21 protein-coding genes, 5 pseudogenes and 1 other annotated feature are annotated in these 23,186 nt (G+C 65.6%); of the genes and pseudogenes, 17 read left to right on the forward strand and 9 right to left on the reverse strand.

The window, feature by feature from the left end; genetic code table 11:
- From CBI38_RS40220 to CBI38_RS00670, 3 genes and pseudogenes are all read right to left on the reverse strand, one after another.
- Nucleotides 1–516: pseudogene (locus CBI38_RS40220) on the reverse strand (helicase associated domain-containing protein); the annotation flags it as partial.
- A gap of 125 nt (nucleotides 517–641) precedes the next feature.
- Nucleotides 642–1,532, reverse strand: a complete 891-nt coding sequence (locus CBI38_RS00665) for a class I SAM-dependent methyltransferase (protein WP_204164856.1) — start codon at nucleotides 1,530–1,532, stop codon at nucleotides 642–644.
- A gap of 123 nt (nucleotides 1,533–1,655) precedes the next feature.
- A protein-coding gene (locus CBI38_RS00670) for an IS3 family transposase (RefSeq protein WP_109325563.1) occupies nucleotides 1,656–2,929 on the reverse strand; the annotation gives its coding sequence in 2 pieces (ribosomal slippage) (nucleotides 1,656–2,653 and nucleotides 2,653–2,929; 1,275 coding nt in all).
- Nucleotides 2,526–2,657: a sequence feature (AL1L pseudoknot), on the reverse strand. (Overlaps the previous gene by 132 nt.)
- A 93-nt stretch (nucleotides 2,930–3,022) precedes the next feature.
- Here CBI38_RS00670 and CBI38_RS00675 point away from each other — a divergent pair.
- Nucleotides 3,023–3,334, forward strand: a complete 312-nt coding sequence (locus tag CBI38_RS00675) for an Lsr2 dimerization domain-containing protein (protein ID WP_109334776.1) — start codon at nucleotides 3,023–3,025, stop codon at nucleotides 3,332–3,334.
- 190 nt (nucleotides 3,335–3,524) lie between these two features.
- Here the strand turns inward: CBI38_RS00675 and CBI38_RS00680 are convergent, their stop codons facing one another.
- Nucleotides 3,525–4,535, reverse strand: a complete 1,011-nt coding sequence (locus tag CBI38_RS00680) for an NADP-dependent oxidoreductase (protein WP_230990034.1) — start codon at nucleotides 4,533–4,535, stop codon at nucleotides 3,525–3,527.
- Between the two features lie 236 nt (nucleotides 4,536–4,771).
- Between CBI38_RS00680 and CBI38_RS00685 the strand changes: the two genes are divergently transcribed.
- The 4 genes and pseudogenes from CBI38_RS00685 to CBI38_RS40225 form a co-directional block, all read left to right on the forward strand.
- Nucleotides 4,772–5,740 carry a polysaccharide deacetylase family protein gene (locus CBI38_RS00685; protein ID WP_109325571.1) on the forward strand — a complete coding sequence of 323 codons (969 nt, stop codon included), beginning with the start codon at nucleotides 4,772–4,774 and terminating at the stop codon, nucleotides 5,738–5,740.
- A gap of 44 nt (nucleotides 5,741–5,784) precedes the next feature.
- Nucleotides 5,785–7,305: a long-chain-fatty-acid--CoA ligase gene (locus tag CBI38_RS00690; protein ID WP_109325572.1), complete on the forward strand. Its 1,521-nt coding sequence runs from the start codon at nucleotides 5,785–5,787 to the stop codon at nucleotides 7,303–7,305.
- Between the two features lie 110 nt (nucleotides 7,306–7,415).
- Entirely contained in the window at nucleotides 7,416–8,369 is a 954-nt protein-coding gene (locus CBI38_RS00695; protein ID WP_230990035.1) for an AraC family transcriptional regulator, read from the forward strand.
- A 139-nt stretch (nucleotides 8,370–8,508) separates the two neighbouring features.
- A pseudogene (locus tag CBI38_RS40225) lies at nucleotides 8,509–8,655 on the forward strand (3-oxoacyl-ACP reductase); the annotation flags it as partial.
- 30 nt (nucleotides 8,656–8,685) lie between these two features.
- On the opposite strand, the pseudogene CBI38_RS00705 reads toward CBI38_RS40225, so the two are convergent.
- Nucleotides 8,686–8,820, reverse strand: a pseudogene (locus CBI38_RS00705) (DDE-type integrase/transposase/recombinase); the annotation flags it as partial.
- Nucleotides 8,821–9,029: 209 nt separating this feature from the next.
- On the opposite strand from CBI38_RS00705, the gene CBI38_RS00710 reads away from it, so the two are divergent.
- Nucleotides 9,030–9,671: a PAS and ANTAR domain-containing protein gene (locus tag CBI38_RS00710; protein WP_204164857.1), complete on the forward strand. Its 642-nt coding sequence runs from the start codon at nucleotides 9,030–9,032 to the stop codon at nucleotides 9,669–9,671.
- A gap of 341 nt (nucleotides 9,672–10,012) precedes the next feature.
- Here the strand turns inward: CBI38_RS00710 and CBI38_RS00715 are convergent, their stop codons facing one another.
- Both CBI38_RS00715 and CBI38_RS00720 read right to left on the reverse strand, forming a co-directional pair.
- Nucleotides 10,013–10,288, reverse strand: a complete 276-nt coding sequence (locus CBI38_RS00715) for a WGxxGxxG family protein (protein WP_109325574.1) — start codon at nucleotides 10,286–10,288, stop codon at nucleotides 10,013–10,015.
- Nucleotides 10,289–10,890: 602 nt separating this feature from the next.
- Complete coding sequence (locus CBI38_RS00720; protein ID WP_204164858.1) at nucleotides 10,891–11,163, reverse strand: hypothetical protein; 273 nt, start codon at nucleotides 11,161–11,163, stop codon at nucleotides 10,891–10,893.
- Between CBI38_RS00720 and CBI38_RS00725 the strand changes: the two genes are divergently transcribed.
- The 3 genes and pseudogenes from CBI38_RS00725 to CBI38_RS00735 all read left to right on the forward strand — a co-directional run bounded on the left by CBI38_RS00725 (nucleotide 11,115) and on the right by CBI38_RS00735 (nucleotide 13,413).
- Complete coding sequence (locus CBI38_RS00725) at nucleotides 11,115–11,360, forward strand: Lsr2 family DNA-binding protein (protein WP_230990036.1); 246 nt, start codon at nucleotides 11,115–11,117, stop codon at nucleotides 11,358–11,360. The genes CBI38_RS00720 and CBI38_RS00725 overlap by 49 nt on opposite strands.
- A gap of 263 nt (nucleotides 11,361–11,623) precedes the next feature.
- Nucleotides 11,624–12,502, forward strand: a pseudogene (locus tag CBI38_RS00730) (acyl-CoA dehydrogenase family protein); the annotation flags it as partial.
- Nucleotides 12,499–13,413, forward strand: a complete 915-nt coding sequence (locus CBI38_RS00735; RefSeq protein WP_109325576.1) for an acyl-CoA dehydrogenase family protein — start codon at nucleotides 12,499–12,501, stop codon at nucleotides 13,411–13,413. The pseudogene CBI38_RS00730 and the gene CBI38_RS00735, both read left to right, overlap by 4 nt.
- Nucleotides 13,414–13,650: 237 nt before the next feature.
- Here CBI38_RS00735 and CBI38_RS00740 read toward each other — a convergent pair.
- Nucleotides 13,651–13,862, reverse strand: a pseudogene (locus tag CBI38_RS00740) (IS481 family transposase); the annotation flags it as partial.
- Between the two features lie 30 nt (nucleotides 13,863–13,892).
- On the opposite strand from CBI38_RS00740, the gene CBI38_RS00745 reads away from it, so the two are divergent.
- Nucleotides 13,893–14,192: a UPF0158 family protein gene (locus tag CBI38_RS00745; protein ID WP_240006036.1), complete on the forward strand. Its 300-nt coding sequence runs from the start codon at nucleotides 13,893–13,895 to the stop codon at nucleotides 14,190–14,192.
- Nucleotides 14,193–14,914: 722 nt separating this feature from the next.
- Nucleotides 14,915–15,808, forward strand: a complete 894-nt coding sequence (locus tag CBI38_RS00755) for an IclR family transcriptional regulator (RefSeq protein WP_109325579.1) — start codon at nucleotides 14,915–14,917, stop codon at nucleotides 15,806–15,808.
- Between the two features lie 33 nt (nucleotides 15,809–15,841).
- Here the strand turns inward: CBI38_RS00755 and CBI38_RS00760 are convergent, their stop codons facing one another.
- Entirely contained in the window at nucleotides 15,842–16,378 is a 537-nt protein-coding gene (locus CBI38_RS00760; RefSeq protein ID WP_109325580.1) for a flavin reductase family protein, read from the reverse strand.
- A 196-nt stretch (nucleotides 16,379–16,574) separates the two neighbouring features.
- On the opposite strand from CBI38_RS00760, the gene CBI38_RS00765 reads away from it, so the two are divergent.
- From CBI38_RS00765 to CBI38_RS00790, 6 genes are read left to right on the forward strand one after another with little or no spacing between them, the layout of a single operon-like run.
- Nucleotides 16,575–17,450, forward strand: a complete 876-nt coding sequence (locus CBI38_RS00765) for an alpha/beta fold hydrolase (protein WP_109325581.1) — start codon at nucleotides 16,575–16,577, stop codon at nucleotides 17,448–17,450.
- On the forward strand, nucleotides 17,447–19,150 hold the full coding sequence (locus CBI38_RS00770; protein WP_109325583.1) for an FAD-binding protein: 1,704 nt from the start codon (nucleotides 17,447–17,449) through the stop codon (nucleotides 19,148–19,150). The genes CBI38_RS00765 and CBI38_RS00770 overlap by 4 nt, the downstream gene beginning before the upstream one ends.
- Entirely contained in the window at nucleotides 19,150–19,935 is a 786-nt protein-coding gene (locus tag CBI38_RS00775; protein ID WP_109325584.1) for a 2-keto-4-pentenoate hydratase, read from the forward strand. The genes CBI38_RS00770 and CBI38_RS00775 overlap by 1 nt, the downstream gene beginning before the upstream one ends.
- Before the next feature lie 7 nt (nucleotides 19,936–19,942).
- On the forward strand, nucleotides 19,943–20,848 hold the full coding sequence (locus CBI38_RS00780; RefSeq protein ID WP_204164937.1) for an acetaldehyde dehydrogenase (acetylating): 906 nt from the start codon (nucleotides 19,943–19,945) through the stop codon (nucleotides 20,846–20,848).
- Between the two features lie 37 nt (nucleotides 20,849–20,885).
- Complete coding sequence (dmpG, locus tag CBI38_RS00785) at nucleotides 20,886–21,944, forward strand: 4-hydroxy-2-oxovalerate aldolase (protein WP_109325586.1); 1,059 nt, start codon at nucleotides 20,886–20,888, stop codon at nucleotides 21,942–21,944.
- A gap of 40 nt (nucleotides 21,945–21,984) precedes the next feature.
- Nucleotides 21,985–23,163 (forward strand): acyl-CoA dehydrogenase family protein, encoded by a 1,179-nt coding sequence (locus CBI38_RS00790; protein WP_109325588.1) that lies wholly within the window; start codon nucleotides 21,985–21,987, stop codon nucleotides 23,161–23,163.
- Nucleotides 23,164–23,186 lie beyond the last annotated feature (23 nt).

The raw sequence follows: 23,186 nt of genomic DNA on the forward strand, positions 1-23,186 counted from the left end.
GGCCGGTAGGCGGCCTCTTCGGTAGTCGGCGCGGCGGTTGGCCCCCCACTGCCCGATGTTGAATCCGTCGATGGTGTCGCGTTGACGTGCGTTGCTGGTGCCGTGGTCGGCGACGAAGCGGTGAAGGTGCGTGATGCCGGCCTCAAACGCGGCGTCGAGCACATTCCACTGCCAGTCGGGGAACTCGGTCTCGATGCGCTCGGCCCGCGCCGTCGACAGTCGGCCTAACCAATGGTCGGTGCGGCGGCTGCCGACCCAGGCGCCGGCTCCCCCAGCCGGAGATGTGAACTCGATATCGCTCTGCGACAGTGGTGTTCGTGGCGCGTCCATGGCCGTGGAGGATCGGTCGATCTGATGTATACGATGCCGTATGCAGTACTTTACTTGACAAAATATAAATACCGACGCGCGAAATTGGTTGGCTGGCAGCGCGCACGGGATGCCGCCGCACATCACACCAGCCACAAAGAGCAGGGTAGCGTGATCCGTCGCTACCTCATCTGGCGGAACAAGCATCCCGCCGACGAACGGCTATGCAAGGTCGTCATAGGGCGAACGTTTGTTGATGAGCATCAGGGGTCCGTCCGAGGCGCCCCGTCGAGGTCGACTCGCCCATCCCTCAGGGCGGGCGCGTGCTGCGTTCAGGCCGCGAGGAAGACGTACGCCGTCATCGGGGCGGTGACCGGCCCCGGGCCCAGCCGGGCCGTCATCTCCTCGATGACGGTGGCCCGGATGGCCGGTCCGTCGCCGCGCTCTTCAACGGCCGCGCGCACCGGTGTCCCGCTGAGGTATCCGGTAGCGAGGTCGGTGGTCGACGGGGCCCGGCCCTGAAGCGTCAGCTCCTGCTCGTCCTCGACGGCGAACCCGGCGGCTGCCAGATCAGCGGCCACGACAGCGGGGTCGGCGTAGCCGTGGGGAACCGTCTGGAAGAACCGTGGCGGATCGGCCGGAAAGGCCCGCTCCAGCCCGGCCTGCAGCGCGACTTCGAAGGCGTGCGTCCTGAGTGGGCCCCAGGTGTTGAACAGGAACCGGCTGTTCGGGGCCAGCACCCGGTGGACCTCGGTGAAGGCCTCGATGCGGTCGGGAAAAAACATCACGCCGAACTGGCAGACCACCAGGTCGAAGCTTCCGTCTCGGAACGGCAGCCGTTGCGCGTCGGCCTGCCGCCACACCGCGCCCGGGGCCCGGGTCGACCCGAACGCGACCATGGCCTCGTTCAGGTCGGTGGCCGTCACCTCGGCCGAGGGTACTGCTGCGAGCAGGTCCGCTGTCAACACGCCCGTCCCCGCCGCGAGTTCGAGGATTCGCCGAGGGTGGAGTGCGGCCGCCCGGGCGGTCAGGTCGTCGGCGAAGGGCCGGAAGACGACCGGCACGAGGTACTGCTCGTAGGCTTCCGGCATGGATTCTGACCATCGCCGGTCGGCATTGATTCCTGTCACCTGATGACGGTAGCGCCGTGTCAGGAAACCTCTTCCCTTTTCCGCCAGGGTTGCCAACATCGGCGCAATCAGCCCCGGCTCGGCATCGCCCATCCGCTGATTGTCGGCCCCGACGAGCCCTTATCCATGGTGATTGTCTTCCTGCGTGACAGTGAAGCCGGTGGCTTTCCGTCGCCGGGGCAGTAGTGAACCATCCCGGGTCCGATGCACACACTGTTATTTGTGTGCGACCGGTTGATCGGCACGTTCTGCAGCGTAGTACCTGGCCTCGTACTCGGTGGGTGGGATCCGCCCAAGGCGGTGCATCAGCCGGTCGGTGTTGTACCAGTGCACCCACGCCGAGGTGGCCTCCTCGACGTCGCTGACGGTGCGTAGCGGCCCGATGCGGAACGGGGAGTCGTCGGCGATGCACTCGGCCTTGTAGAGCCCGACCGTCGTCTCGGCGAGGGCGTTGTCGAAGGCGTCGGCCACCGACCCGATCGACGGCAGCAGTCCCTGCAGGAACAAGGTCTCCCCGAAGCGCAGAGCCGTATATTGCGACCCCGCGTCGCTGTGGTGAATAGTGTTTCCGCGCAATGGGTTACCTTGCATCGTCCGCAAGGTGCAGGCCTGGTTCACCGCCCGCTGCACGAACGCGGTCTCCTTCGACGTCGACACCTCCCAACCGACGATCGTGCCGGCGAACGCATCGATGACGAACGCCGTGTACGCGAAGCCGGACACCATCCGGACGTACGTGAAGTCCGCGACATAGAGCGCGTCGGGCCGATCGACCCGGAAGTTCCGGTCGACCAGATCCGGCGGCCGCGGCGCCGACGGCTCCGGCACGGTGGTGCGGACCCTCTTCGCCCTGCTGGCACCGCGCCACCCGTTGACGCGCATGAGCCGTTCGACGGTGCAGCGGGCCACCTCGATGCCCTGACGGCGCAGGTGGGCCCACATCTTCAACGAGCCGTACAGCGACTCCGGCCTGCGTCGACCGTGCTCGTCCCGCTCGACGTAGTAGGAGGCCAGCACCGCGGTGATGGTGGCGTCCCACAATGCCCGTTTCGACAACGGCCGGCTGCGCCAGGCGTAGAAGGTTCTCGGGGCGATCGTGCACCCGTGCTCGGTGAGCACCCGGCAGATCGGTACGACCCCGAACTGATCGCGGTGTTCGGCGATGAACCGGCAGATCACTTGCGTGGCGGGTCGCACTCCCGCGCGAAGAAAGACGTTGCAGCCTTCAATATTTCGATGGTCTTCTCGAGCTCGGCGTTCTTCCGCCGCAAAGCCCGCAGTTCGGCCTCAGCCTCCGATGCCGACGCAGCCGGGGTGCCGCCACCCGCCGCCTCGGCCTTGCGGACCCACACCCGCACCGTCTCCGTCTTCAGGGACATCCGCTCGGCGATCGTACGGATCGCCTCGTACTCCGAGGCGTACTCGTCACGGTGTTCGAGGACCAGGCGCACGGCCTTCTCCCGCACCTCGGCTGGATAGACATTCGGCATAAGGATCACCTTCCCAAGAAAGAAGGTGTGCATCAAACTCGGGACGATTCAGTAGTGTCGGCCTGGCTGAAACCGGAGAAAGGGAGTGCACACGTGGCGCGGAAAACGGTCGTGGAGCTGGACGACGACCTCGACGGCACTGTCATCGAGGCCGGCGAGGGCGAGCACATCACCTTCTCGGTGAACGGTGTCGACTACGAGATCGACCTCGAGACGAAGAACGCCCGAGAATTCCTCAAGACGATGGACTTCTACATCGAACATGCCACCAAGATCGGGAGCCGCAGGCGCCGCCGGACCGCAAAGGCCGGCTTGACTGATGGTCAGGCGCGGCGCGAGGAACCACTTTTCGTATCCAATCTGGTTGCGCGGTCGGGGCGCCCAAGGCGGGAAGCCGCGGACTGAGCACAGTACGCCTCGACGACCACCCGATCGGGTAGTTAGCGGGTATACCCCGAAAGGGGAGCGTGCTATCCGGCTGGGGGAGTGATCCTTTGGTGGGAGTGCTCGGACGTGATGGATGCGTGTGGAGGCCGGATACCTGCTGCGTAGCGACGGGATAGGACTGCGGGCTGAGGCCGGCTTCAGAGGCTGGCTACGCAGTGAGATCGATGATGATCTTGCCTGGTTGGCCGTTGGAGAACGAGTCCACGAAGGCGGCCGGCAGCTGTTCGAATCCGGGCAATACCGATTGCACGGCCTCCAACTGTCCGGAACTGATCAGTTCGCTGAGCGTGGCTTCAACCTCTGCTGCTCGGTCCATGTAGTCGAGCACGATGAATCCTTGTGTAAGGACTCGCTTGGTGAGAAGCTGTCCGAAATTGCTTGGTCCGGCGGGTCGCTCGGTCAAGTTGTAGCCGTCGATCAGGCCACACAACGCGATGTGCGCGTGGTTGTTGAGTCGGGTGATCGATGCGTCGAACATCCGGCCTCCCGAGTTTTCGAAGAGGCGGTCGATGCCGTCCGGTGTTGCCGCCTCGAGCTGGTCCTTCCAATCAGGGGCCTTGCGATCGATGACGGCGGCGGCGCCGAGTCGGGCGACCATCGAGCACTTCTCGGCGCCTCCTGCGATGCCGACAACATGAGCGCCCGCCAGCTTCGCGAGCTGGACGGCCACGCTTCCGACTGCGCCAGAGGCGCCGGAGATCAAGACGGTGCGCCCTGGTTCCGGCCGCAGGATGTCGCATATCCCGGCCCACGCGGTCAGGCCCGTCATCCCGAGGATTCCGAGGTAGTGCTCCAAGGGAACGTCCTCGCGTGATGGGATCCGGTCCCAGTCGGTACCGGGCGAGCTGACGACTTGGCGCCGTTGCCAGCCGACGAAGCCACGCACAATGTCGCCCACGGTGAAGTTGCTGTTGCGTGAGGCGGTCACGCGTGCCAGACCGAAAGCGCGTACTGGCTCTCCGATGGCGACTGGCGGAAGATAACTCGGTCGGTCGTCGAGCCAGCCCCTGATGGCCGGATCGATCGAGATGAAGAGGGTCTCGAGTGCGACGTCGCCGGCCTCGAGTTCGGGCAGGGCGACGTCCACCACACGGAAGTCTTCCACGCTCACGTGCCCGTGGGGGCGCTGCGCCAGGACGATCTGTTGTGATGAATTCACGGTGTGCTTCTCCTTCGTCACCACCGACGGTAGAAGTCATGACAACGCGAAACTTGGCCCGATGCGCACGGGGTTCGACGAGCGCGCACAGCGCGCATTTCAATGACGGATGCGTGTGCGCCTGATGAAAGCAGGTGCGCGCAAACAGCCAAGACGTGACGTCCGTCACTTCATAGGGTCGGTGACAAATGGGCTTCGCGCCGAGGAGCCCTCCTGGAAGATCCGGAGTCAACGCAATGAATGACACACGCGCCGACCGACCTCTCGAGATTGCGGTCACGATCGATGACTTCGTCCTGTGGGACGGCGTTCCCATGCCGGACGAGACCACTCCCACTGACATCACGCGTTCTGTGGCGAAAACGCTGAACGACTACGGACTTGCGGGAACCTACGGCTTCTCTCACACATACCGGCTCGAGAACGAGCCAGAGCAAATCGAGGCCTTCGAGGCGTGGGCCGAAGCGGGCCATCACCTGGGCAACCACACTCACCAGCACGCTCCACTGCGCTGGATGCCCGACGCGGCATTCCGACGCGATTTTGAGACTGCCGAGAAGTACATCGGTCATCTGATCGACGCCGCACCGTCGAAGTACTTCCGGTACCCCATGGACATGTCGTCAGGATCGGAACGACGTCGAGGGGAAGTCGAGAATTACCTCGCAGATCTCGGGTACCGCACCGCCCCGATCACGAGTTGGTTCAGTGATTTCGCGTTCATCATGCCGTACTTCCGCGCGATGACTCTTGGTGACAAGGACGTGCAGAAGCAGGTACGCGACCTGCATGTGTCGACCGCGGTCGACATGCTCTACCAGCACGCGGACACCGCGCGAACCTTGTTCGGTGCCGACGCCCCTCTCATCTGGCTCGTACACGGCACCCCGATCTCTCGTGACACCCTCGCCCCGATCCTCGAGGCCTTCCTCGGGCGTGGCGTGGAGTTCGTGACCCTCGATGAGGCGATGAAGCATCCGGTGAACTTCGGGAAGCCGCCGTGTAATGAGAGCTTCACCAACCAGCTTCAGAGGTTCGCGCTTGCTGCGGGCGTGCCGAAACCTGAACTCGACGTCGAGCGGCTAGCCGAGATCCTGAACCTTGCGCCCATTCCCGGCCTCGACACGATGGCGACCTACGAAGAGCGCATGTTCAAGCCGTTGGCGAAGCGGGTGGGAGCGAAGTACGACTGGGATTGGTCCTGAGTCGGCAGTCCACATTCACAACGTCATTATCTGAAAGCAGGATCATGCTCAACCTGGCCACCATGCTTGCCGACACTGCTCGACGCACTCCCAGCAGAACCGCTGTCATCGAAGGGGACCGCGCCCTTACCTTCGGTGAGATCGATGCGGCTGCGAACAGTGTGGCCCGTTTTCTTCTCTCACGGGGATTGCGCCCAGGCGACCGCGTCGCCTTGACGATCGCGAATGTTGTCGAGTTTCCGATCGTCTACTTCGGCATCCTCAAGGCCGGTGGAGCCGTCGTGCCGCTCAACACGATGCTCAAGCGGGAGGAGGTTGCCTACCACCTCCGTGACTCGGGCGCGACGGCATACTTCTGTACCGTGCCGGGTCTCGGCGACGAGGCGTGGCGCGGTTTCCAGGACGTCGAATCCTGCGAGCATCTGGTCACTCTTGGCCCCGCGTTGCTCGATGAGCCAGGCGTGGGAACAATCTTGGCGGACGTAGTGGCCGAACACCCCGCGGAAGACGTCCTGCAGGTGACCGAGGCAACGGACACGGCGGTGGTCCTGTACACGAGCGGGACGACCGGCCAGCCGAAGGGCGCGGAGCTCACCCACGCCAATATGGTCCTCAACGCCATCGGGCATAACCAACTGCTCGACGCCCGAGCCGACGACGTACATTTGGTCACTCTTCCGCTCTTCCACTCGTTCGCGCAGACCGTACAGCTGAACGCCGGTTTCGCAATGGGCGCCACCCTGGTCCTGCTGCCACGATTCGACGCAGCTCAGGCCCTGGCATTGATGACACAGCACCGGATAACGGTCTTCGCCGGGGTTCCGACGATGTACTGGGCCCTGCTCAACAAGGCCGCTGACGGAATAGACGTCGATCTGGCCGGGCTCCTGCGAATCGCGCTTTCCGGCGCAGCTGCCATGCCCGTCGATGTGCTGGAGCGGTTCAGGGATGTCTTCGGTGTCGGGATCCGGGAGGGCTACGGACTCTCCGAAACCAGTCCGACCGTCATGTTCAACCCGCTCGACCAACCGAACCGGTCGGGGTCGATCGGCACACCGATCTGGGGAGTAGAGGTCAAGCTCATCGACGATCAGTGGAACGAAGTCCCCGCCGGTGAGCCAGGAGAACTCGCCGTGCGTGGATACAACGTGATGAAGGGATACCTGGGGCGGCCCGAGGCGACACAGGCGGTGATCCGGGACGGCTGGTTCCGCACGGGCGATATCGCAACGCGAGACGAGGATGGCTACTACTTCATCGTCGATCGCGCCAAGGACTTGATCGTGCGGGGAGGCTTCAACGTCTATCCGCGCGAGCTCGAGGAGGTGATCATCGGCCATCCAGAGGTCAGCCTCGTGGCCGTCGTCGGAATCCCCGACGAGCGAATCGGTGAGGAAGTGAAAGCCTTCGTCATCCGCGAGCCCGGGTCGGAGTTGAAGGAAGAAGATCTGATCGGCTGGTCACGGGAACGGTTGGCGGCTTACAAGTACCCGCGCCTGGTCGAGTTCAGGGACACCTTACCGATGAACGCGACAGGAAAGCTCCTCAAGCGGGCTCTGCGATGATCACGCCGTTGGCGTTGGCGTTGGCGTTGGCGTTGGCGTGGGCGCCAGCGCGCGCTAGCGTCGACTCTGGCACGAGTCGCAGTTTCTGCATACCGGTGTGAGAAGGTGTGGTGGCCTTGTATTCCGTCGATACGTTGCGCAGCAACGAGCACGACCAGCGCGAGCGCGGTGATTGGTGGCGCGATCAGGTCTCGTCGATCCACTGTCCGATGGCCTTCTCCCTCGCGGACAACTACCAGGGAACCCTTCAGCATCAACATTCGGACACGTACCAGCTAATTCGCTGGTGGGGCGAAGCGGAGGTCCTTTCCCGCACGGCAGCCGACATCCGTCGACATCCACACGGCGCCTACGAACTGCTCATACCGGTCCAGGGTGAAGTAATCCTCGAGCAGAATCGTCGTGAAGCCACGATCACACCGGCGGTCATGGCCCTCACGTCGCTGGACACCGCGACCGTTCTGCGCCACGGTGATGGCTTTTCCTCTGTCGCGTTCGTGATTCCACGTGACCGGATCGAGGCGCGGGTGCCGACATTGCCTCACACCGGCACCGTGCTCGATGCAACATCGGGACTGGGACGCATCGTTGTCGACGTGGTCCGTAGTCTGCGCAGGGAGCGGGACCAGCTCACCGGTGGTCAATTCGACGCGATCGCCGACCGAATCGTCGATCTCGTGGCACTCGCCTACAACGCAGACACGGCCGGCCCGTCCGTCGACGTTCAGGAAGGGTTGGTCACCGCCATCCGGCGCTTTGTTCGAGAGAATGCGCGCGACCCGAACCTCACAGGCGCCGTGGTCGCGACGCGTCTCGGCTGGTCGCTCCGGCACGTTCAGGCCCAATTGCAGCGGATCGGGACAACACCGTCGGACCTCATCCGAGAGGAGCGTCTGGCGTTGGCCCGGTTGCGTCTTCAGGACCGTGGCTGGAGCCACCAGAGCGTGACTCAGGTGGCATACTCCTCAGGATTCGGCGACCTCAGCACTTTCAGTAATGCGTACCGGCGGGCCTTCGGTGAGCGCCCGTCCGACACACGTTCTGCCGGATCCGAACACGACTGATTCAGCAGACCCGTGGGTCGGCTCGAGCGTGAGGACCGGGCCCGCCCGCCGGGTCTGCTCATGGTTTGCTGCGCGCGGTGCAAGGGGAGTGCGTTGCCCCCCCAAGATATGACGTCAATGCGTTCCTAGCGTAGATAGTATGAATAGTGCAACGACCTACGAAGTGCGACCGGAATTCGACTCCCTCTTCTCTGTCGCCGGAACGACCGCCGTCGTAACCGGTGGCTCACGAGGGATCGGCGCCATGATCGCCCGCGGCCTGGCACTGGGCGGTGCCCACGTTGTCGAAGCGTTTCATCGCCCGCTCCCACTGTCAGGTCGGCTGATGGGAATTCTCTGCCCGGTTGTTCAAGTACTTGGATCGGCGATGCTCGACCGAGGCCAGTAACTCGCGGTGGGCGGTGCTGTAGCTGGTCAGCTTGTCGGTAACGATCACACGAGGCACATGTTGCATGTCCTTGATCTGGCCACGAATGCCCACATCGATCCAGACTGGCCGTAAATCCCGTCCTCCTGTTACCCAGTGCCTGGTGTGATGGTGTCGTTCTGGACCCCCAGACACCCGTGCTGGCAGGTATGGGCGTACTCGGTACCTCGGCCGGCGAAACCCCCGGCGGGGATCCCTGCAACCCTCCCGCTACCGATGCGCTAGAAATAGGCGTGAATTCCGAGCAGGTAGTCGGTGGCGGTGAGCCGCAGCGGGTGGGCAGTTTCCGGTTCCTTCTCGCCGGCCAGCGGTGGGAGTGGTCCGACACCGTCGCCCGCATGCACGGATACCAACCCGGTGAGGTCGAGCCGACCACCGAATTGTTGCTCTCCCACAAACATCCCGAGGACCACCCGCAGGTCGCCCGGGTTCTCGATCGGATGGTCACCGAAGCGGAACCGTTCAGCAGTAAACACCGCATTGTCGATACCTCCGGCAAGATCCGCCAGGTCGTCGTCGTCGGTACCCGTCTGCACGACGACACCGGCCAGGTGATCGGCACGACCGGGTTCTACATCGACATCACCGATTCCCACACCAGCGATGTGAAGGACTCGGTCGATGAAGTGGTCGCCGAACTCGCGCAGTCACGAGCGGTGATCGAGCAGGCCAAGGGTGCGCTGATGCTGGTCTACGGCATTTCCGCAGACCGAGCGTTCGACATTCTCGCCTGGCGATCCCAGGACACCAACACCCGGCTGCGCACGATCGCCGAATCGTTCGTCGCCGGCCTTGCCGACCTCGACCCTGACGAGGCCGGGATCCGCCACCGCGTCGATCACCTGCTGCTGACCGTGCACAGCCGCGGCCGCTGACCGCTGCCCGGCGACCGCGGCGGTGACAACACCGGTGGGGTGTGGGTGGTGGGCGGTGCGGGCCGAGGCTCATGGTGGGCTCTGCACGCGCGGACTTCCGCTGAACGCGGTGGGGAGGAGAGAGACAGCGATGCTGCAGCTGCCCCCGGAATGATCATCCGTTTACGAAAAGCCGGGGCGCAGAGGCAGTAGTTTCGGCAGGCGCCGTATGCGCGAACGTGCCGGTCAGCGTTCGACATACGGTTCTCGCGCGAGCGTTCGCAACCCCTGCTCACGAGGGATTCAGTTGGCTTGCGCGATGCCCCGGCCATGAGGCCGGGGCACCCGTCACAGTCACAATTTCAGGGGCGGCGTGTCGGGTCGGTCCCGACGTTGGTGCGCACGGTCGGGTCGTTTCGACGCTTGAGTCCGGCGAGACCCAGCAGGCCCGCGAGGCCCAGGAGCCCCCACAGCCCGGTCTTGTCGCTGCCTTCGTCGCTGTCACTGTGCTCGTCCTGCGCTTGCTGCGCCACGACAGAGGTGCTGGGTGCGGCTTCGGGAGCGGTGGCATGGGCTACGCCGACGCCACCGAACGTGATCGCGGTAGCGGTAAAGGTGGCGACAATGGTCTTGCGCATCGTGTCTCCTGGTAGTTCGGATGTAGCGAGAGCCTCGGTCCGGCTTCGCGGACCATCGCTGGAGTTCCCTGTACCCGAAGCAGGTTCCGCGAAAACACCACCCGTGCGTGCACATCGATGCGTACGGCTACCCGGTGACGATCCGATCGGCAGTTCGCTCGATCGACGCGGCACACAGTGGCGATGTGCTGACTGTTCTGTTGCACTGACACCCCGCCCCTTTCGGACGCGCTCGCACGAATCGGCGGCCCAAGCTCCCGCCAGGTGTCGCCGGCTTCTCACGTGGTGGACCTTGGAGTCTCGGTTCGCACTTGGGATCGCGCCCATGAATGATCCCACCGACTTCAGCGTGGATCGGTCCCTCACCGGCGGTGTCGGACGCTGTCCGCTGGGATACCACGTTCTTTAGACGTGCCCGATATTCCGGAGTACCGGTCGTGTCCAGGCCAGGTCGGTTCAGCAAAGAGCCGGCCTGGCCGCCCCGCCGCATCGTGTCAGGCGTCCATCAACGGTCGGTGGGTGTTTCAGCCGGGCGCGGGGGACGCCAACCGCGCGCAGACCGACGACCTCGTCCAAAAGGTCATGGGTAGGGGCGAATACCACTACCGAGCCCGAGGACAGAACTTGGTGTCGTCACGCATTGACCCCAGTGAGTTGTCCACATAATCGAGGCGGACGGCGACACCGAGGACTGCTTTGTATCCGAGTGGATTGAGCAGTGAGTTGTTGCTCGGGGATGCGGCCTCGACGATGTTGCCGAGGACGAATTGCAGGCGTTCGCGGTCCCGCCAGTCCAAGTTGGCGTCGGTCAGCAGCAGGTCCAGCGGTGCGGCTAATTCCTCGGCCTCGGTGTCGACAATTGTCGAGTCGGTCATATCGGATTCTTCATCGAGCACACCACCCGGGTCGGTGGCCGCAAACGAGGTTCGGATCGTCCCGTAGTCCAGAACGCCCCGGTGCGGCGGAAGGGAAAGCCGGGAAGATCCGCGCCTGGGCGGCCGAACAGAACTATGACATTTCTTCGCGCGGAGGCGTTCCCACCGAGGTCGAGCGGGCGTTCCGGGAAGCCTAATGACATCCAGTAGTGCGCATCTAGTGTGGATTAGCTGTGACGCAGGGGTTTGACGGTGAGTAAAACCGACACAGGAAATACGAAATCCCGTGATTGGCTGCTGTCCAGGGTGCTGGATTTGCGCGTGGGCCTGGTCCTAGGTGCTCTCATTCTTCTGCTGGCGGTCATCGGGGCGTCGAACGGTCCAGGGCGGTTACTGCGATCGTGGCGGTCGCTTCTCGGTGTCGGGATCAGGGAACGATGCTGGCGCGAATGTCGCGCTAGCCGGCGCACCGGTGGCCGCCCACTGGGTCGGAGACCGCCAGATCGCCCCGTCCCTGCTCAAGTACGGCACCGAAGGGCAACGCCACGCTTTCCTGCCGGGCATCGTGCGCGGCGAGCGGTTCTTCGCGATCGGCATGAGCGAGCCCGACTCGGGCTCGGACCTGGCAAGTGCGCGTACACGCGCCGTTCGCGTCGAGGACGGCTGGCGGATCACCGGGACCAAAGTGTGGACCTCGGGTGCACACCGCTCCCACGCGCTCATGCTGCTCGCCCGAACCTCCCCGGTGGACCCGGAGCACCGGCACGCCGGTCTCAGCCAGTTCATCGTCGATCTGGACAGTCCCGGTCTGACCATCAGCCCGATTCACTGGATGAACGGTGAGCACCACTTCAACGAGGTCTCCCTCGACGAGGTCTTCGTTCCCGACGACCGTGTCTTCGGGGAGATCGGCAACGGCTGGAAACAGGTGACCTCCGAGCTCGGATTCGAGCGCAGCGGTCCCGAGCGGACACTGTCCACCTTCCCGGTGCTCGCCGGACTCGCCGACCGGATGGGGCGGGGGGAACTGCCTGCCGACCCCGCCCTGGGCCGGCTGGTCGCGCGCATCACCGGTGCCCGGCAGATGTCGGCCGCCGTCGCCGGACAGCTGCAGCGCCATCTTCCCGCCGACGTAGCGGCCGCCGTCGTGAAGGTACTGGGCACCACCACCGAAGGCGACATTGCGGACCTCGCGGACCTGCACTGTGACGACACCACGGACCCGGGGTTTCGCGACCTGGTCCAGACCGCGGTCGACCATCGGCCCGGGTTCACCATCCGGGGCGGAACCAACGAGATACTTCGCGGCGTGATCGCCCGAGAATTGGGGTTGCGATGACCATCACGACCGGCCAGGTCGACCAAGACCTGGTCACCTTGATGAACGACGTGTTCGGCGACTACGCCGAACACCACCCGACATCGACGGACACCACCCTCGACCGGGAATTCTGGCGCCGTCTCGACGATCTCGGGCTCATACGACTCACCGGCCCCGAGGAGAGCGGTGGCAGCGGCGCCGACTGGCACACCGCCGCCGAACTGCTCTCCGCCGCTGTCCGGCACACCGTCCGCGTCCCTCTGGCCGAGCACGACCTGCTGGCCTGCGTCGTGACCGTGTTCGAGTCCGGCGGAAAATGGTTGGTCGCGGACGTTCCCGTCGGAGACCTCGACGTCACGCCGGGCGCGAACTCCGTGGGCGAACCCCGGGACGACATCGCCGTGGACGTCAGCACCCTCGCGGCGACGGAGGCCCCCGACGGACTGATCGACCGGCTGCGCCTGAAATCGGCGCTGGTGCGGGCGATCCAGGTCTGTGCCGCCTTGGATCAGACCCTCGAGCTGACCGTGCACCACGCCGGCGTCCGAACCCAGTTCGGGCGGTCGCTGTCCCGATTCCAGGCCGTGCAACACCTCATCGCGGACATGGCCGCCGAGGCCGCGCTCGCCCGCACGTCCACCGAAGCCGCGCTCACCGCCGCGGTCGCCACCGACTGGGCCGGTGCGAACGTTCCCTTCCTTGTCGCGACCGCACGCTCCTGCACCGGTCACGGCGCCTCGGTCGTCGTCCGCAACGCCCACCAGGTGCACGGCGCGATCGGCACCACCCGCGAGCACCAACTGCACCACTTCACCCGCCCCGCCCTCACATGGCGGGCAGAGTTCGGCTCCGTCCAACACTGGGACGACCAAGTCGCGCAGGCCGCGCTCAACGCCCGAGATGATCTGTGGGGACTGATCACTCGTTGACCCGGCTGCCCCCTGGGCACGTCGAACCACGGGCTGCGGCCGAACAACGAAACCGCCGTCACAACGGACGACATGTCCGTTGCGACGGCGGTTCAGCTGGACGTCAAGGGAACAGCCGCAAGTCAAACGTTCCAGCAGGACTGACTCAGTGCGGGACCTTGCGCCACGCGCTTTCGCTGATCACCCTCTTGTTGCAGGACCATCACACCTTGCGCGAAAGCACGCGAGCTGTAACAGATCGCCGAGGATTCCCGAGGAGGCCAGTCGGGAGTGGTCGTCGACCGCATGATGCAGGAAGGCGTAGCCGCGGCCTTGCTTCTTGTTGCGAACTTGCGATGTCCCTCACCGTCGGGAATGCGGCTGAGCGTTTTGATGTCGACGTGGACAAGGTCACCTGGCCTGGGCATACGGTAGCGCCGTAGGACCGCCTCGAGGGTGGATCTGGCGAGGACGTTGACGACGCCAGCAGCGCTGACCGGATGATGGTTGGACAGGACGCCGCCGTTGACGTGGAGGCCGAGCCCGACCGTTGGCTCCGGTTCGACCGGACAGGCTCGCGGGATGGCTGGCGTGACATGGCGGCCTTCGCCGAGCGGCAGCACGATGCGGCGCTGCGGGAGCGGCTGGAGCGGGCGATCGAGGGCAAGGGCGCGTTCGGCAGGTTCCGCGACCTCGTCCACCAGGCGAGCCTCGCCGACCAGTGGTACGCCTTCGCCACCGACCGCCAACTGGGTCGTGCCCGCGAGTTCCTCGCCGACAAGGGCATCCGCGTGGGCTGACGGGCACCCCACGCGGTGCCACCAGTGGTGTGACCCGTTACATCGGTCTGTAATTCTCTTCAGATCACTTGGCGGATGGGATTGACCGGGGCTCCGACCGCCCCGGTCACGGGCAGCGGTGCGGCGGTGAGGAAAGAAGTCGTAGACGCCGTCGGCGGCGCAGTCCGTTGTGAGGCCGTCAAGGTCCCACATTTCCCCGATGAATAGACCCATGTGTGGGATAGCCACCTGATGATGGGGCTGGAAAGCGACTCGAATTCGTCGGGGCGTACCTCGAGACCTCACGTATCGGGGTGATGCGGGCGATCTCGGTGCCGGGTAGCCAGTCTGCGGTGGTGAAGGACAGTTCGGGTGCGGGCCCGCCGGCGTAGTCGCCCCAGCAGTCTCGCCGTGCCCGGGTGTAGTGGTCGGTCCGGACCAGAAGCAGGGTCACCACGACCGACCGGGAAGAGTCGCGCTGCGCGGAGATTGTGGCCTCGAGGTGTTCGGCTGGCACTGTGCTGAGGGTGCCGCGCACCCACCGGAAATCCGCGAGAAGCCGGTCTCGAGGCGTCCAACACGAGAGAAGTAGCGCCCGACTCCGCTCGCGGGCCCCTGGGTGATCACACCCCCGGGTCGTTGCCGGTCTCCTTCCCCGCACCGCGGACAGCTGTTAGTATTTTAAGAATTCATTTCAGTTTTAGTCTGGTGCACGCTTGTGACCAGGATATTTGGAGGCGTCGATGACTGTCATCGATTCAGGCAATGCACCGTCGGTACCTGCCGCGAAGAAGGAGGTGCCGCCGTCGATGGTGGAACGGATGACGCTGATCCTCGACGCGTTCGACGGCCGGACCTGCCGCCTGACCCTGGAGGAAGTGGCGTGCCGGACCCGGCTGCCGCGATCGACCGTGCACCGCATCCTCGACCAGCTGGTGCGCCTGGACTGGGTGAATCACGCCAGCTTCGGTTATTGCCTCGGCCGTCGAGCGATGGGTGTGGGCGGCGGCGACAACGGGCACGGCCAGATCCGGGCGGCCGCGGCGCCGCTGCTCCACGACCTGCACATGCAGACCGGAATGGTCGTGCACCTCACGGTGCTGGATGGTGGGGACAGCCTCTACCTCGACAAGGTCGGCGGCCGAATGGCGGCCGCGCTGCCGTCCAAGGTGGGCGGGCGGGTTCCCGCCTACACGACGGCCGGCGGCAAGGCGATGCTGGCGTGGGTGGACCCCGAGGAGGTCGACAGCCTGTACGGGCAGCGTCTCGACCGGAGCACGGACCGCACCATCAGCGAGCTCACCACCCTCCATCAGGAACTCAACCGAATCCGGCAGCGCCGCGGTCTCGCATTCGAGCGCGGTGAGGCGGTTCGCGGCGTGGGCTGTGTCGGTGTCGCGGTCCGGAGCTCCGACGGCCCGGTCGCCGGTATCTCGCTGTGCGGAGATGCCCGGACTGTGCAGCTCGAGCGAGTGGCGCCCCTCGTCGTCGACGCCGCCCGGGCCGTCACGCGGGCTCTGCATCCCGAACCCGTGACGCCGCGCCGCGCCCGCCGGACCGCGGAGATACCGGAAACCTCCTGGTCCACCGAGGCGCTCGACCAGCTGCTGTCGGTGCAATCGGGGCAATGGCTGTAGCGCCCGTGCGCGGTTGACGAGTCTCGAGACTCGTCACGCGCGCACGGGACGGGGTACGGCGCCCAGCCCGAACCTCCCCCGGAAGAACACCAACGGGCGCTCGTCGCTGACCGATTCGAGGCCGAGGACCCTCCCGATCACGATGTCGTGGTCGCCGGCGGTGTGCACCGACTGCACGTCTGCGTGCACGCGCATCAGTACGCCGGGGAGCGAGGGCGTCGCCCACGGCGACCTCTCCCAGTCGAGTCCGTCGAATTTTTCGCCGCGGCTGGAGCCGAAGCGCATGCAGACGTCGGTCTGATTCTCGTGCAGAACATTGACGGTGAAGCGCCCCGACTCCTGGATTCGTGGCCAGGCGCGCCCGCGATGATCGGCGCAGAACAGGATCAGCGGAGGCGCCAGCGACACCGAAGCGAACGACTGGCAGGTGAATCCGACCGGACCGTCGGCGTCGAGTCCGGTCACCACCGTGACGCCACTCGCGAAATGGCCGAGATTGCGCCGCATTTCGTCGGGGGTGGGTGCGGCGATCTGCGTGCCGAGTTCGGGCCACGTCGGTTCGGTTGGCATCGGACCACCTCCACATCGTTTGCGACACCGACTGATTCGGTGATCACCACCGAGGTTAGGGACGCGGTCGGCAGGTCACGAACTGCCGTCTCGATCAGTGGAAGCCCCGGGCCGAGGCGTCGCCGGGACGGTGGACGTCTCGCTGACCGGGATCGCTTCTGTCCGAGCAGTGCACCCGCTGGCAACGTGATCGACCATGACGACTGACTCGAGTTACGAGGGCACCCTGAAGGAGCTGAACACCGACCTCGGCGTGCTTCGCTACCACGAGGCCGGCGACGGCCCGCCGCTCCTGCTGCTGCACGGCTCCGGCCCCGGCGTGACGGGATGGCGCAACTTTCGCGGCAACCTCGACGTCTTCGCCGAGCACTTCCGGACCTTCATTCTGGAGTTCCCCGGCTTCGGGGTCAGCGACGACTTCGGCGGGCACCCGATGCTCACGGCCACCGACGCAGTCCTCCGATTCCTCGACGGGCTCGGAATCGACGAGGTCGCACTCCTCGGGAACTCGATGGGCGGCATCGTCGCCACCCAGTTCGCCATCGCGCACCCCGACCGGGTCACCAAACTGATCACGATCGGCGGCATCGGCAAGAATCTCTTCAGCCCAGGTCCCGGTGAGGGCATCAAACTCCTGATGGAGTTCACGGACGACCCCACCCGGGAACGGCTGATCGAGTGGCTGCATTCGATGGTGTTCGATCCCGCGATGGTCACCGAGGAACTCATCGAGGAACGCTGGACACAGGCCACCGAACCCGATACCCTCGCCAGCGCCCGCAAGATGTACAGCCGGGCAGCGTTCGAGGCGAACACCCGGGCTGCCCTCGAGTCCGACGCCACGCCCTACTGGGCGCAGCTGCACAAGGTGAAAGCCCCCACCCTCCTCACGTGGGGCCGCGACGACCGGGTGAGCCCCGTGGACATGTCGATCATCCCGATGCGGTTGATCCCGAAGGCGGAACTCCACGTCTTGCCGAACTGCGGGCACTGGGCGATGATCGAGCAGAAGTCGGCGTTCGAGAGTGCCGTCCTCGCCTTCCTGCTCCGCAAGGAAGGTGGCGACCGATGAGCGCCGGCTCGCAGATCTTCGACACCACCGTCGATTTCCTCGTGGTCGGCAGCGGGGGCGGCGGAATGGCCGCCGCGATCACCGCCGCGCACCGCGGGCTCGACACCCTCGTGATCGACAAGGGCGCGACGTTCGGTGGGTCCACCGCGATCTCCGGTGGCGGAATCTGGATCCCGAACGCCCCGACCCTACGCGAGAAGGGCGTCGTCGACTCCCGCGAGTCGATTCGCCGCTACCTCGACATCATCACCGAGGGCCGGGTGGCGGCAGACCGACTCGACGCGTTCGTCGACAAGGGCCCCGAGCTGATGGAACTGCTCGACCGCAGTCCGCACATGAAGCTCTACTGGGTGAAGGGCTACTCCGACTACCACCCCGAGTACGACGGCGGCCGACCCCTCGGGCGGACCATCGAATGCAAGCCCTTCGACACGAGAGCACTGCAGGACGACGAGCGGTACCAGCGGCCGAATAGCATGAAGGGCCCGCTCGGACTGTGGGTGACGTCCAAGGACTACCACGACCTCGCCATGGTGAAGCGCACCTGGAAGGGACGCAAGGCGTCGCTGGTGGCGGCCTGGCGAGTGGCGTCCAACGTGATTCGTCGTCGTCACATGGCGACCGGTGGACGCGCACTGGTGGCCAGGATGCGCATGGTCCTCAAAGATGCCGGTGTTCCGCTGTGGCTGCAGACGTCGATGACGGAACTGATCGTCGACGACAGCGGCGTTGTCGTGGGAGTGGTCGCGGAGCGCGACGGCAATACCGTCCGGATCGGTGCAAAACGCGGGGTGCTCCTCGCGACCGGCGGCTTCGAACACAACGAAGACATGCGCGCCGAATACCTGCCCAAGCACGGTGTCGCGAACATAAGCGCCGGAGCCAAGGAGAACACCGGCGACGGTATCCTCGCGGGCCAGAACCTCGGCGCGGCAGTTGATCTCATGGACGATGCGTGGTGGATGCCGTCGGTGATGCATCCCATGGGCGCCGTGATCCCGCTGGTGTCCGAGCGGTGCATTCCGCCGTCCGTGATCGTGAACGGCCGCGGCGAACGCTTCACCAACGAGTCGTCGCCCTATGTCAACTTCGTGCACGATCAGCTCGACGGCGGCCATGTACCCGCCTGGTTCGTGATGGACTCCAAGGCGAAGTCGCGTTACCCGTTCGCGCAGGTTCTGCCGGGTGTGCCTTTCCCCCAGGGCTTTTACGACTCCGGTGTGGTGCACAAAGCCGACACCCTGCGCGACCTCGCGGATCAGATCGGCGTGAAGGCCGACACTCTGGTGGCGACGGTCGACCGGTTCAACGGCTTCGCGCGCACCGGCAGGGACGAGGACTTCGGCCGCGGTGACAGCGCGTACGACCGGTACTACGGCGACCCGACGATGAAGAACCCGTGCCTCGACGAGATCACCCAGGGCCCCTTCTACGCCATCCGTTGCGAGGCCGGCGACCTGGGCACCAAGGGTGGACTCGTCACCGACGCCGACGCGCGGGTACTCCGCGAGAACGGTTCGGCCATTGACGGCTTGTACGCCACCGGCAACACCTCGGCCTCGGTGATGGGCAACGAATACGCCGGTGCGGGCGCGACCATCGGTCCCGCCATGGTGTTCGGCTACATCGCCGCGCAGCACGCCGCCCAGGCCGGTGGCTTGCGGCGAGAGACTCGCTCACATGCGGGCGAGGTGGCCTGATGCTGAGCGAACGGCAGAGGCTGGATGCGGCCCGGTCGCTGAGGGACGCCGAACGGGACCGGGCACCCATCGAACCGCTCACCGCGACCTACCCGGACATCGACGTGGTCGACGCCTACGAGATCGCGCTGCTGAACATCCGCGGGCGACTCGAGGCGGGGGAGACGGTGTACGGCCACAAGGTCGGGCTGTCTTCCGAGGTCATGCAGAAGATGATGGGCGTCGACGAGCCCGACTACGGACACCTGCTGTCGAGCATGGTGTACGCCGAGGGAACCCCGATCGACACCGCCCGGTTCTGTTATCCGCGCATCGAGGTGGAGATCGGTTACGTGCTGGGCGAGACGCTGCCAGGGGAGTGGTGCACCGAGGAGGACGTTCTCGCGGCCACCGAATACATCGTTCCCAGTATCGAACTCATCGACTCGCGTATCACGGACTGGAAGATCGGGCTGGCCGACACCATCGCCGACAACGCGTCATCGGCGGGAGCGATCCTCGGCGCCGGACGGGTGGAGCCGTCGAGGGTGGACATCGGCGCCATCTCGGCCGTGCTCTTCCAGGGTGACGAGGAGATTGCCGGCGGCGAGGCGTCGGCGGTGCTCGGCAACCCGACGAAGGCCGTGGCCTGGCTGGCACGGAAGGTCGCGAGTTTCGGAGTGCGACTCGAGGCCGGCCACGTAATCCTGCCCGGCTCGTGCACCCGGGCGATCGATGCCCGTCCCGGTGACGTATTCCGCGCCGACTTCAGTGACATCGGCTCCGTATCAGTAGAATTCAAGTAAGGGCGAAATTGTGACCAAGGCTCTCGCCGCGATCGTCGGATCCGGCAACATCGGCACCGACCTCCTGTACAAGCTCCTGCGTTCGGACATCATCGAACCGCGTTGGATGATCGGTGTCGATCCGGACAGTGAGGGACTGAAGCGTGCGGCCGATCGGGGCGTGGTCGCCAGCGCCGACGGTGTCGACTGGCTGCTCGCCCAGGACGAGCGCCCCGACATCGTTTTCGAGGCCACGTCCGCCTACGTGCACCGGGTGAACGCCCCGCGCTACCGGGAACTGGGCATCCAGGCGGTCGATCTCACGCCCGCCGCGCTCGGTCCCGCGGTCGTGCCGGCCGTCAACATGGGCGAACACCGGACTGCGCCCAACGTCAACCTCATCACCTGCGGCGGCCAGGCCACCATCCCGATGGTGTACGCCGTCTCCCGGATCACCGAGGTGGCCTACGCCGAGATCGTCGCCAGCGTGGCGTCGCCGTCCGCCGGACCGGGTACTCGCGCCAACATCGATGAATTCACGATCACCACGAGTCGGGGCATCGAGACGATCGGCGGAGCGAAGAAGGGCAAGGCCATCATCATCCTGAATCCGGCCGAGCCGCCGATGTTCATGAAGGACACCGTGTTCTGCGCTATTCCCGCCGACGCCGACCGGGACGCGATCAGCGCGTCGATCCACGACGTCGTGTCGTCCGTGCAGTCCTACGTGCCCGGTTACCGCCTGCGCGCCGAGCCGCAGTTCGACGACCCGACACCGATCAGTGGTGGGCTCGCCCGGGTCGGCATCTTCCTCGAGGTGGAGGGCGCCGGCGACTTCCTGCCGCCGTACTCGGGCAACCTCGACATCATGACCGCCGCCGCCACCAAGGTGGGCGAGAGCTTCGCGACGCAGATCCTCGGCGCGAGCGTCTGAACGCGTCCGTTACCACTCACTCTTCGAAGGAATACCGATGCCTTACAGCGCCGATCTCGACATCCGGGTGACGGACTCGTCCCTGCGCGACGGTTCCCATGCCAAGCGGCACCAGTTCACCGTCGACCACGTCCGCTCCATCGTCGGGGCACTCGATGCCGCCGGCGTTCCCGTCATCGAGGTCACCCACGGTGACGGGCTCGGCGGTTCCTCGTTCAACTACGGCTTCAGCCACACCCCGGAGCAGGAGCTGATCAAGGCCGCAGTGGAGACGGCGAAGCAGGCCCAGATCGCGTTCCTCATGCTCCCCGGGCTGGGTGTCCAGTCCGACATCCGGGAGGCCGCCGACAACGGTGCGCGCATCTGCCGCATCGCGACCCACTGCACGGAGGCCGACATCTCCGTCCAGCACTTCGGGCTCGCCCGCGACCTCGGGCTCGAAACCGTCGGCTTCCTGATGATGTCGCACAGCCAGCCGCCCGAAGCGCTCGCGATGCAGGCCCGGATCATGGCCGACGCCGGCTGCCAATGCGTCTACGTGGTGGACTCGGCGGGTGCGCTCATCATGAACGGTGTCAGCGACCGGGTCGCCGCGCTGGTGTCCGAGCTGGGGGACGACGCACAGGTCGGCTTCCACGGACATGAGAACCTCGGCCTCGGCGTCGCCAACTCCGTGCTCGCCGTCGAAGCCGGCGCGTTGCAGATCGACGGGTCCACCCGGCGCTTCGGCGCAGGCGCGGGTAACACTCCGGTCGAGGCCTTCGCTGCCGTCACCGAGAAGCTCGGAATCCGCACCGGCATCGACACTCTGAAGATCATCGACGCCGCCGAGGACGTGGTGCGGCCGATCATGGACGACGATTGCCTTCTCGACCGGCTGTCCCTCACGATGGGATACGCGGGCGTCTACTCGAGCTTCCTCAAGCACGCCGATGCGCACGCCCGCCGGTACGGGGTGTCCGGTGCGGAAATCCTCATCGAGGCCGGCCGCCGCAAATTGATCGGCGGGCAGGAGGACCAGCTGATCGAAATCGCGCTCGGTCTCGCGGACCGGCAGGCCGCGAGCGCCGCTGTTGCCGAGAAGAAGTCCGCCTAGGCGCCTGACCGGGTGCCGAAACCAGAAAGCCGAGATCATCATGGGTCAGGTTCTTGACAGGATCGAACAGTTCGCGGACGAACTCCGCGCGGAAGGCGCCGAAGGTGACAAGCTGATGCGCCTGTCGGACACCTCCGCCAAGCGGTTGCGCGACTCCGGGGTGATGCGGATGCTGCAACCCAAGGAGTACGGCGGCCACGAAGCCCATCCGCGCGAATTCGCGGAGACCGCGATGGGGATCGGTGCCATCGACGGCGCAGCCGGGTGGGTCAGCGGCATCGTCGGCGTCCACCCGTGGGAACTGGCGTTCTTCGACCGCAAGGCCCAGGACGAGGTGTGGGGCGCAGACCCCGACATGTGGATGGCCTCCCCGTACGCGCCGATGGGTGTCGCCGTGCCGACCGAGGGTGGCTACGTCCTCAACGGACGCTGGTCGTTCTCGTCGGGCACCGACCACTGCGGCTGGATCATGATCGGCGCCGCAGTCGGTGATGCCGACGGTAACCGGGTGATGCCGCCGAAGATCCTGCACGTGCTCCTGCCCCGCTCGGACTACGACATCGACCAGGACAGCTGGAACGTCGTGGGCCTGCGCGGCACCGGGTCGAAGGATCTGATCGTGAAGGACACGTTCATTCCGCAGCACCGGACGCTGCAGGCGGACAAGGTGTTCGACGGGTCCGCGCCGAAGGAGTTCGGACGTACCCAGACGCTCTACAACTTCCCGTTCTCGTGCATCTTCCCGCTCGGGATCACCTCCTCGCTGATCGGCATCGCCGAAGGCGCGCTGGCGTGCCACCTCAACGCGCAACGCGAACGCGTCACCGTCTCCGGCACCGCCATCAAAGAAGATCCATACGTACTGTTCGCGATCGGCGAGGCGGCCGCGGAAATCGCGGCGTCCCGCGCAGCCGTTCTCGAGACGGTCGACCGGTTCTGGGACATGACGGAAAAGGGGCAGGACGTCACGTTCGAGCTGCGTGCCATCGGCAGGCGCACCCAGACAGCGGCCGCCTGGCGTGCGGTCCGAGCAGTCGACGAAATCTTCGCCCGCTCGGGCGGCGGTGCGCTGCAGCTCAGCACGCCGATGCAGCGATTCTGGCGCGACGCCCACGCCGGACTCTCCCACGCCATCCACGTGCCGGGGTCCATCTACCACTCTTCCGCACTCACCCAGCTCGGCGGCGAACCGCAGGGTGTGCACCGCTCCATGATCTAGGCGCTCCGCGCCCGTGAGTGGTT

This window comes from Rhodococcus oxybenzonivorans (assembly GCF_003130705.1).
GTDB classification, from domain to species: Bacteria; Actinomycetota; Actinomycetes; order Mycobacteriales; family Mycobacteriaceae; genus Rhodococcus_F; species Rhodococcus_F oxybenzonivorans.